Origin of the sequence: Pseudomonas sp. UBA4194 (genome assembly GCF_002379585.1) — a bacterium.
Taxonomy (GTDB): Bacteria; Pseudomonadota; Gammaproteobacteria; order Pseudomonadales; family Pseudomonadaceae; genus Aquipseudomonas.
This window is the reverse complement of record NZ_DFUE01000022.1, coordinates 74,290-83,789: the sequence shown is the minus strand read 5'-3', so window position 1 is coordinate 83,789 and position 9,500 is coordinate 74,290. Positions and strand designations below refer to the sequence as shown.

Genomic DNA, 9,500 nt, shown 5'->3' with positions numbered 1-9,500 from the left:
CAGGGAGAGGGCCGGGGTGAGGGGCCCATTCACCTCAAAACCACTGCCCACACCCCACCCCGCCCCAACTCACCTCACCTCACTCACCGATCCACCGGCAAACTCGTCGTCGACTTGATCTCCGACAATGCCACCGTCGAATTCACCTCCTGAATCCCCGGCACCATCGACAGTTTCTCGAAGAAAAACCGCTCATACGCCTCGATGTCCGGCGTGACGATGCGCAGCAGGAAATCCACCGCCCCCATCAGCACATAGCACTCCAGCACTTCCGGGAACCCCCGAATCGCCTCGGTGAACTCGGTGAAATTGGAGCGGCCATGGGCATTCAACTTCACCTCGGCAAAAATCTGCGTATTGAGCCCGATCTTCTTGCGATCCAGCAGCGTCACCTGCGCGCGAATCACGCCCTCTTCCTTCAGTCTCTGAATCCGCCGCCAACAGGGCGATTGCGAAAGGCCCACCTGCTCGGCGACCTGAGCACTGGACAGGGTTGCATCCTCTTGCAACAAAGCAAGAATGCGTCGATCGTAGGCATCCAGCTCACCGTGCATAAGTAACCTCAAAATGGCCTTTATCAAGAATTGCGTGATTCAAGATAGCTCATTTACCGGTTAACTTAGGCAAGAAATACCGCAGCCGCCGTGGGAAGATTCCTACATCAACTTCGGAGCGCCGCCCATGCCTACCCTCGAACTGCTCACCTCGCCACGCGCCGACGTCTGGGCGGCCGGTAACCAGACCACCACCGTGCAGTTTACCCTGGGTGCCGAGATCGAGGCTGACATCCTGTGCAGGGTGTTCAACCTGTTTGCCATGCAGTATCTGATTCCCGCCAAGGTCGACGCCCGGCAACTGGCGGACAGCCTGGAGATTCAAGTCGAGGTCGGCGATATCACCTGGCATCGCGCGCAAGTGATCGCCGAGAAAATGCGCAACCTGATCAGCGTGTTCGAAGTGAATCTGGTCAACGCCGAGCATCCGGGTGAGGTGCTGCAGTCCTACGCCTGAGCGCCCCGGTAAAACGCGGCAACGGTTGAGGCACGGACGCCTTCACCGCAAGCGCTAGGCTGGACGCACGCTCCCGCCCGCACTGCCAAGGAGGCACCGCCATGGCCCCGATCACTGACCGGCACGACCGAGCCCTGACCCTCACCGAATTGCTCGACGAGCTGCACACCCAGGGCCTGATCAGTAGCGCCGCCGCGCAGGCCCTGCGCGCCGACGCCGCCCCTGTGCATGCGGCACAGCATCCTTTGGAAACCCTGGCCAGGCGCAGACTCGAAGACCTCACCCGCCCCGGCCAATGCCTGAGCATGGACGACCTCACCCAATGGCTGGCACGGCTGGTGGAGCAACCCTGCGTACGCATCGATCCGCTGCGTATCGACGTCGCCGCGGTAGTCAACCTGATGCCCCGAGCCTTCGCCCAACGCCACGGCATTCTCGCCGTGGCCGTGGACGACGACACGGTGACCATCGCCAGCGCACAACCCTATCAACGGGGCTGGGAGCCGGACCTCGCCCAGGTGCTGAAACGGCGCATCATTCGCGTGATCGCCAGCCCTGCGGATATCCAGCGATTCACCCAGCAGTTCTTCACCCTGGCCCACTCGGTCAGTGGCGCCAAGGCCCTTGAATCCCCGGACGTCGCCCGCGGCAATCTTGAGCAGTTGCTCAAGCTGGGCAACACCGACCAGGCCGTGGATGCCAACGACGAGCACATCGTCAATATCGTCGACTGGCTGTTCCAGTACGCCTTCGAGCAACGCGCCAGCGATATCCACATCGAGCCGCGTCGGGAACTCGGCAGCCTGCGCTTTCGCATCGACGGCCTGCTGCACGGCGTCTATCGCTTCCCGGCGCAGGTCACCCTGGCCATCATCAGCCGCATCAAAAGCCTGGGCCGCATGAACGTTGCCGAGAAGCGACGGCCCCAGGACGGCCGCATCAAGACCCGGCTACCGGCCGGCCAGGAAGTAGAACTGCGCCTGTCTACCCTGCCCACCGCTTTCGGCGAAAAACTTGTGATGCGGATTTTCGACCCCCAGGTGCTGCTCAAGGATTTCTCCGAACTGGGCCTGCGTACCGACGATCTGCAGCGCTGGCACGACATGACCCGCCAGCCCAACGGTATCGTGCTGGTCACCGGCCCCACTGGCTCGGGCAAGACCACCACCCTGTACACCACCCTCAAGCGACTGGCCACGCCACAGGTCAATCTGTGCACCATCGAGGACCCCATCGAGATGGTGGAGCCCGCGTTCAACCAGATGCAGGTGCAGCACGGCATCGATCTGGACTTCGCCAGCGGCGTGCGGGCGCTGATGCGCCAGGACCCGGACATCATCATGATCGGTGAGATCCGCGATCTGGAAACCGCCGAGATGGCCATCCAGGCCGCCTTGACCGGGCATCTGGTGATTTCCACCTTGCACACCAACGATGCCCCCAGCGCCATCAGCCGCTTACTGGAGCTGGGCGTTGCTCATTATCTGATCAAGGCCACCCTGCTCGGAGTCATGGCCCAGCGCCTGGTGCGCACCTTGTGCGAACACTGCAAGGCGCCCTGCGCCCTGGACCCTCACGCCTGGCATGAGCTGATCAGTCCATGGCGAGGTCCGCTGCCAACCGAGGGTCGTCGCGCGGTCGGCTGCGCGCTGTGTCGCGACACCGGTTACCACGGGCGGGCTGGGGTCTACGAGATCATGGTGCTGAGCGACACGCTCAAACAGCTGATCACGGCCGACACCGACCTGGCCGCGCTCAAACGCCAAGCCTTTCAGGAAGGCATGCGCAGCCTGCGCCTGAGTGGCGCACACAAGGTTGCCAGCGGCCACACCACCCTGGACGAGGTGCTGCGGGTCACGCCACGTGCTGACATAAACTAGGGCTGGCCGGGGCCGCCCCAGGCGGTGAGAAAAAGGAGCTGAGGTCCGCCATGTTGCGATTTCTGCGGTTCGGCGTGCTTTTGCTTGCCAACGCGGTGTACGGGTGGCAGCGCCAGCGCAGCACTACCCGCAGCTCGGATCAGCCCAGGCTGAGCCTGCGCGGCCAGGGAACTCGGCAGCCCTTCGCCTATCCAACGTTGAGCCAACAACATTGGAGTGATTCACCATGCGCCTCAAACTTGCAGTTGCTACCGTCGCTTTGCTGTCCCTTCCCGTTGGTTCGGCAATGGCCGATACCTTCTGGCGTAACGTGCTCTCCTCCGGTGCGACCACCGGTTCCAGCTACCTGACCTTCAAGGATCACAAGCTGATCATCGCCGCCCAGGACGACGCCGGCAGCTTCGTCGCCAGCGAAGGCAGCATCCGCGGCCCGTATCTGGAAGCCGCCATCCAGAAAGTGCGCGCCGAGAATCCTGACCTGAACGCTTCGGACATGGATCTGGCAAACGCGATCCTGGCGAAGAACGCGGTGGCAGAGAACTGATACCGGTTCTGCCCGACCGGACCATGAAAATGCCCGATGCATTGCATCGGGCGTTTTGGTTTCTGGGGGTGTGGGCTACAGGTGGAACTCCAACATCATGCATTCCTCCTGACGAGGCCTACCAAGAGCCATAAGGGATTCCATGCTGGTCGATGTAGGCTTTGTGCTCAGGCTCCAAGCGCATGTATTGGCCGTTGGCTCTGCCTTTGTATGGCCCCATAGGTTCAACTTTGGCTTGGAACCGACCGACTTCGGTAAACCCCAGACACGCGCCGCCCACCCATACTTTGACAATGCCACCAGGCGCCATGCCCAAGGTGATCGCGTTGCGGTAGTCATCCTTCCACTTTTTCGACCCCTGGCAGAACACGCGTTCGGGCCGGAGCATCTCATCACGTACCCACTGCGGGATCTTGATAGTGATCTTGTAGGCCTGTGGCTCAACCAGCGATTGCCAGCGAAGGAAGAGGAACTCGGGTAGATCAACGTTGCCGACGGTTTTCATAGCGCCTACTCCGCTATGCCAACCTTCAACCTTGCCCGTATAACTCGCCACACCCCCAGCCACGTGAAAGAAGCCGTACCCACGCTTGTCGAGCACATCGACGCCCTCCACCCACACCTCCATATGGCGCGGAGCAGCCAATCCCACATACCAGGCGCGATAAGGCAGCTTGGGGGCGCCGGGGCCTGAGGCGCAGGCGCTCAGGCTTACTAGGATGAGCACCAGCGACATTCGCCACGCTTTGGGAAATCCCTTACCAAGAGCCATAGGGAATTCCATGCTTCTCGATGTAGGCTTTGTGCTCAGACTCCAGGCGGATGTATTGACCGTTGGCTTCGCCTTTGTATGGACCCAGCGGCTCGATATTCGCTTGAAAGCGACCGATTTCCTTGTAGCCCAGACAGCCACTGCCGAACCACACTTTGACAATGCCCCCAGGTGCCATCCCCAGATTGATGGTATCCGGGTAACGCGTCACATCCTGCTGAGCAGGCACGCAATACACCCGCTGGGGCCGAACCATCTCATCGCGTACCCATTGGGGAATCCTGATGCGGATTTTGTAGGTCTGGGGTTCTGCAAGCGATTGCCAGCGAAGGAAAATGCTCTCTGGCAGATCGACATTGCCCACCGGCTTAGTTTTACCAGTGCCTTTATGCCAACCTTCGGCTTTCCCGGTGTAACTGGCCACCCCACCAGATACATGGAAAAAAGCATACCCGCGTTGATCCAGCACATCTACGCTCTCCACCCACACTTCCATATGGCGTGGCGCGACCAGCCCGACATACCAGGCAGGATACGGAAGCTTCGGCACGCCCGGCCCGGAGGCGTAGGCGGACAGGCTCAGAAGGACGAGCACCAGCGACATTCGCCACGCTTTGGGAACTCCCTTACCAAGAGCCATAGGGAATTCCGTGCTGGTCGATGTAGGCTTTGTGCTCAGGCTCCAAGCGCATGTATTGGCCGTTGGCTCTGCCTTTGTATGGCCCCATAGGTTCAACTTTGGCTTGGAACCGACCGACTTCGGTAAACCCCAGACACGCGCCGCCCACCCATACTTTGACAATGCCGCCAGGCGCCATGCCCAAGGTGATCGCATTGCGGTAGTCATCCTTCCACTTCTTCGACCCCTGGCAGAACACGCGTTCGGGCCGCAGCATCTCATCACGGACCCATTGAGGGATCCTGATAGTGATCTTGTAGGCCTGTGGCTCAACCAGCGATTGCCAGCGAAGGAAGAGGAACTCGGGTAGATCAACGTTTCCGACAGGTTTCATTTTTCCACCCCCCTTGTGCCACCCTTCAGGCTTTCGGGTATAGCCGGCGACTCCGCCAGCCACATGAACAAAGCTATACCCACGCTTGTCGAGCACATCGACGCCCTCCACCCACACCTCCATATGGCGCGGAGCAGCCAATCCCACATACCAGGCGCGATAAGGCAGCTTCGGCGAGCCGGGGCCTGAGGCGCAGGCGGTCAAGCTGAACAGCAACACGACAACAAGCACCAGGCGGCTCATTCCGGATACCCCTTTTGCGGTGTATTCGGGTAGACGTTACGAATGTTCTCGCGGGCCGGCTTGTTGGCCAGAATGCCGAAAATGGTTCCCCAATGCGCTGATTGGTGGATGTATTTGCCGAGCAACAGCCGCTCCTGCTCTGGATCGAGGTTCACCTCGTTACCTGACATCACCTGATCAAGGATCCGCGCCGATATCTCTTTAAGATCCTCGGGAAGGGCAAGGTCGGGACTTCCCTCAAGGTCTTTGAATAGCACTCCGCCTTTTACTGCCAGCTCACGCATCACCCGCAGACTGACCAGGCTGTACTCTCCCCGGACTACGCGCTTCAGCACGATAGCGATGTGGTATTCACGGCGGTCGGACTCATACTTGCCCCGCGGAGGCTGAAAAATTTCCCACGAGACGGCTTCGACGCTTCCCTCCCCCGCCAGGCCGGATGCCTTTAGCAGCTCGGCCTGCTTGCACAGCCGCACCCAGCGCGGATCGGACTCCAACCCCAGGTGCTGACGCAGGCTGACACGCTGCAGCTGGGTCAGCAGCAGACTGTCGACCGCACGAGGGGCATAGCCGCCACCCAGGTCCGAATGCGCGCCGGGCAGGCTGATGTCTCCATACCCTGGTTGCACGCTGTTGAGTGCGAAGCTTTCTCGCCACTCGTCGCGCGCCGTCAGATGGATCACCCGGCGGGCGCACCCTGGGGGCAGGTACAGGTTGACACCGGGGTTGCGCTCGTCCGCCGCCGAGAAGTCCCCCTGTTGCCAGTTGAGGATGGCGGCGACGGTGTCGAACAGACCGATTAGATTGATGCAGACGTCCTGCTTCAGGTCCAGATCGGGGACGAGCCCAAAGCGGCCGCTGCTCAGAAGCCCCTTGAACAGCCCGAGATCCGGTTTGAGCAACTCGTTGGCGCAGTGCCTGGCGGCAGCCGCACCGCGACTGAAGCCGAAGATGTCGAATTCAACACGGAGAACTACCGTTCCCGGATTTGTTTGCTGAAAAAAGTCCAGCTGCGCCTCGATCGCTCCAGGTGCCTGCTCCACCCTTGCGACCACCCCCCTGTCTCCTAGCCCGAGCGCAAGGCTGAGTGTCTTGTCGCCGCCATGACTGCTGGTGCCGATACCTTCCATATAGACGGGTACATAGCCAATGTCGGTCCCCGGTGGTACCCCATCGGTAGCGTGATCCGGATACAAATCATGCAACCGCACCACATTGCTCGGCGCATTCCCATAGCTGCTACCGGGCGTCACCGAGAATCCGTTCTCGCCGAAATCGCCAAAGCCATAGCGTTTGCAGTGCTCGATCATCTCCTTGAGTTCCAGCTCGCCGAAGGCCGCGACATCCTCCCGCCGACACGACTCCGTCGCCGCCGAGTTCGCCGCGTTATTCCCCGTCCCATCGAAGAACAACCCCAGCCGCAGGGTGATCCCTTCAGGCAATTCCTCTTCTTCCTCCTCTTCCTCGGCGTAGTCGTATACCAGGCTCAGTTTTTCCGGCTGGGCGGTCCACACCCGTTCGGTGAAGCCGTGGCTGTCGGAGTAGCCCTTCCACTGCTCGCCATTGGCCGCGGTGATGGTGTACGGCACGTGGGGCATGACCTGCTTCCCGCACGGGTGGAACAGGTGGTACTGCTGGGCAAAGGTGCGGGGCGGGTCGATGGCGGCCGGTACGGGCGGGATCTGCGGTGCCTGCACCGCGCCGGTCTTGAAGTAGTCGAAGTACGGCGCCCGGATGTTGACGTCGCCTTCGGTGCCGATCTCGGTGCAGCAGCGGTCGATGCTGATATAGCTGCCGCCGGCGTTGAGGACGATCTTCTTCTTGGCGGTGATGCGGATCTCGTCTTCGCTGCTGGTGATCTCCAGGCCGTTGCGCGCCAGCAGTTGCAGAGTGTCGTTCTGCGCCTGCACGGTGACCGGGCCCTGGTTGGCGATCAGCTTGATGCCCAGCTTGTTGACGAACACGCTCAGGCCCTGACCAATGCCCATGAACAAGCGCTTCATGACGCTGATGTCGGCCTGGCCACCGGCGTTGACGAACAGGTTGTCCTGGGCCGCCAGTTGCAGGTGCTTGCCGCTGGTCAGGGCGATGCCCTGGGGGGCGCTGAGCAGGGCCACCGAGGCGCGTAGCTGGTCCAGTTCCTCGCGCATCAGGGCGAACTGCTCGTGCACCGCCGCCGGGTCGGCGTTGGCGGCCGCGGCATCGGCGGACATCGATCTGCTCTGCTCGGCGGCCTGTTTCAGGCGGTTCATGGCCGGCGCCATCTCCAGCTGCGGGCCGGCGGCCTTGGCCTGGGTGTCGGCGCTGATGAACAGGCCACTGCCGGCGCGCAGCGCGCCATGGCCATCGGTGCGCAACTCGAAGCCTTCGCCGCGACGCTGTCGTTCGGCATCCACCAGGTGGCCCAGGTTCAGCTGGCTCTTGCCGCTGTGCTCGGTGCTGAGCTTGATGTGCTCCTGGCCGCGGCTGTCTTCCAGGCGCAGCTTGTTGTTGGCCGGGGTGCGCAGCACGTTGCGGTGGTCGTTGCCGATGGCCACGGGGTCGGGGTGTTCGCTGTCGTGCAGGGCGTGGGCGATGTAGGGGCGGTCGGGGTCGCCGTGTTCGAAGGCCACCGCCACCTCGGTGCCGGGCAGCAGCGGAAAGTGCAGGCCATAGGTGTCGCCAGCGTAGGCGCGGGCCAGACGCAGCAGCTTGCTTTCGCCACCCTGGGGCCAGGTGTCGCGGTCGAACAGGAACCGCACGGTGTAATAGCCCTGGGGATCGAGGCTGGCGTAGGTGGTATCGCGCAGCGTGCTGGTGATGCGTGCTGGAATGCTCCCGGCCATCCTGGGCTTGGGCGGCAATGGCGGGCGAAAGCAGATGCGCTCGTGGAACGGCATGCCTTCGAAGCCGACGGTCAGGCTCCGGTCGCGGGCGGCGCAGGTGCGCAGGTGGGTGATCAGCGCGCCGGGGGCGAAAGCCTTGGGGGCGCCGTCGATTTCCAGGACCTGGCCGGGGGCCAGGGCGGCGCTGCTGCTGGCCCCGCTCAGGCGTACGCGGGCGTTGAGGTAGCGTTCATGGCGCAGGCGCGCATGGAAGAAACCGCTCTCGCTTTGCAGATGTTCGTCCTGGGCGTAGCGGTCGCCCAGCTCGGTATAGGGCTCGGCGTAGTGGTAGGCCTCGCCATAGGTCGTCGTGTCGCCCTGGGTCTGATCCACTTCGCCCTGCAAGGGCAGGCGCGCCTGCAGGGGGTCGTAGGCGCGGATGTTGACGTGCTTTTCCACCACCTGGTGCTGGGTCTGCAGGTCCCAGACGTGGTCCTGACCGGTGTTGCCCAGCCCGCTGAGCGGGATCAACGGCAGGGTGACGCCGAACTGATAGCGGCGTTGATCGTCATGGAAGGTCACGACGTCGATGCGCAGGCGGTCGTCGTGGCTGAAGCGGTACCAGATGCCGACTTCGGCCAGCAGGCGGGCGACGAAGGCGAGGTCGCTTTCGTCGTACTGCATCACCTGCTGGCGGCGCGGGTACTCGCGCACGAGGTCGAAATGGAAGTCCTGGCCACGCCAGCCGTGGCGGCTGCGCAGCACGGCTTCGACGATCTCGGGCACCGAGCGATGCAGATGGATGCGCTGCTGCTTGCCCCGGCCCAGCAAGGCCAGGCGCGGCTCGAGCGTCACTTCGTAAACGGCCTCGTCACGGGAGCTGGCCAGGCGCCGAAAGCCGGTGATCACGCCGTACAGCGTGCGCAGCGCCACGGCGGGCAGCGCCGGCATGCCGCTGAAGGCGAAGGCGGGCATCGGCGACGGCGGAGGATGCAGGCTGAAGCTGGCATCACGGCCCAGCACCTGTTCGGGAGCGATGTCCTGGGCGAGGCTGGTGAACTCGATGCGGTACTTGAACGGCTGGCTGAGGGCCTCGTCACCGTCGAAGGCGAGAACATCGATGGAAGGCTCGAGATCGCGGACCTCGAGGGTGTGGCGGCTGTGGTTATAGAAAACAGGCAGCTGGACAGGCATCCGGGCAGATCTCCTTGCTCGACCGTCGCGGCGTGGCGA

7 protein-coding genes and 1 pseudogene are annotated in these 9,500 nt (G+C 62.6%); 3 read left to right on the top strand and 5 right to left on the bottom strand.

Annotation, left to right across the window (positions count from 1 at the left end; translation table 11 throughout):
• Positions 1–83: 83 nt before the first annotated feature.
• Positions 84–554, bottom strand: coding sequence for an Lrp/AsnC family transcriptional regulator (locus tag B3397_RS06535; RefSeq protein ID WP_296248339.1), 471 nt, complete (start codon positions 552–554; stop codon positions 84–86).
• A 127-nt stretch (positions 555–681) separates the two neighbouring features.
• Between B3397_RS06535 and B3397_RS06530 the strand changes: the two genes are divergently transcribed.
• The 3 genes from B3397_RS06530 to B3397_RS06520 all read left to right on the top strand — a co-directional run bounded on the left by B3397_RS06530 (position 682) and on the right by B3397_RS06520 (position 3,435).
• On the top strand, positions 682–1,011 hold the full coding sequence (locus B3397_RS06530; RefSeq protein ID WP_296248338.1) for a hypothetical protein: 330 nt from the start codon (positions 682–684) through the stop codon (positions 1,009–1,011).
• A 101-nt stretch (positions 1,012–1,112) separates the two neighbouring features.
• The gene (locus tag B3397_RS06525) at positions 1,113–2,891 is read left to right on the top strand and encodes a GspE/PulE family protein (protein ID WP_296248336.1); all 1,779 of its coding nucleotides are present in this window, start codon (positions 1,113–1,115) and stop codon (positions 2,889–2,891) included.
• A gap of 226 nt (positions 2,892–3,117) precedes the next feature.
• Positions 3,118–3,435: a DUF2388 domain-containing protein gene (locus tag B3397_RS06520; protein ID WP_296248335.1), complete on the top strand. Its 318-nt coding sequence runs from the start codon at positions 3,118–3,120 to the stop codon at positions 3,433–3,435.
• Between the two features lie 118 nt (positions 3,436–3,553).
• On the opposite strand, the gene B3397_RS06515 is transcribed toward B3397_RS06520, so the two are convergent.
• From B3397_RS06515 to B3397_RS22510, 4 genes and pseudogenes are all read right to left on the bottom strand, one after another.
• Entirely contained in the window at positions 3,554–4,207 is a 654-nt protein-coding gene (locus B3397_RS06515) for a DUF2931 family protein (protein WP_349679020.1), read from the bottom strand.
• Positions 4,194–4,847, bottom strand: coding sequence for a DUF2931 family protein (locus B3397_RS06510; RefSeq protein WP_349679019.1), 654 nt, complete (start codon positions 4,845–4,847; stop codon positions 4,194–4,196). Before B3397_RS06510 ends, B3397_RS06515 begins: the two co-directional genes overlap by 14 nt.
• Positions 4,834–5,463, bottom strand: coding sequence for a DUF2931 family protein (locus tag B3397_RS06505; RefSeq protein ID WP_296248333.1), 630 nt, complete (start codon positions 5,461–5,463; stop codon positions 4,834–4,836). The genes B3397_RS06510 and B3397_RS06505 overlap by 14 nt, the downstream gene beginning before the upstream one ends.
• Positions 5,464–7,139: 1,676 nt before the next feature.
• Positions 7,140–9,461: pseudogene (locus B3397_RS22510) on the bottom strand (type VI secretion system Vgr family protein); the annotation flags it as partial.
• Positions 9,462–9,500: the final 39 nt, after the last annotated feature.

Coding starts and splice junctions, on each gene's coding strand:
- B3397_RS06535 (WP_296248339.1), bottom strand. CDS start 554: ATGCACGGTGAGCTGGATGCCTACGATCGACGCATTCTTGCTTTGTTG.
- B3397_RS06530 (WP_296248338.1), top strand. CDS start 682: ATGCCTACCCTCGAACTGCTCACCTCGCCACGCGCCGACGTCTGGGCG.
- B3397_RS06525 (WP_296248336.1), top strand. CDS start 1,113: ATGGCCCCGATCACTGACCGGCACGACCGAGCCCTGACCCTCACCGAA.
- B3397_RS06520 (WP_296248335.1), top strand. CDS start 3,118: ATGCGCCTCAAACTTGCAGTTGCTACCGTCGCTTTGCTGTCCCTTCCC.
- B3397_RS06515 (WP_349679020.1), bottom strand. CDS start 4,207: ATGGCTCTTGGTAAGGGATTTCCCAAAGCGTGGCGAATGTCGCTGGTG.
- B3397_RS06510 (WP_349679019.1), bottom strand. CDS start 4,847: ATGGCTCTTGGTAAGGGAGTTCCCAAAGCGTGGCGAATGTCGCTGGTG.
- B3397_RS06505 (WP_296248333.1), bottom strand. CDS start 5,463: ATGAGCCGCCTGGTGCTTGTTGTCGTGTTGCTGTTCAGCTTGACCGCC.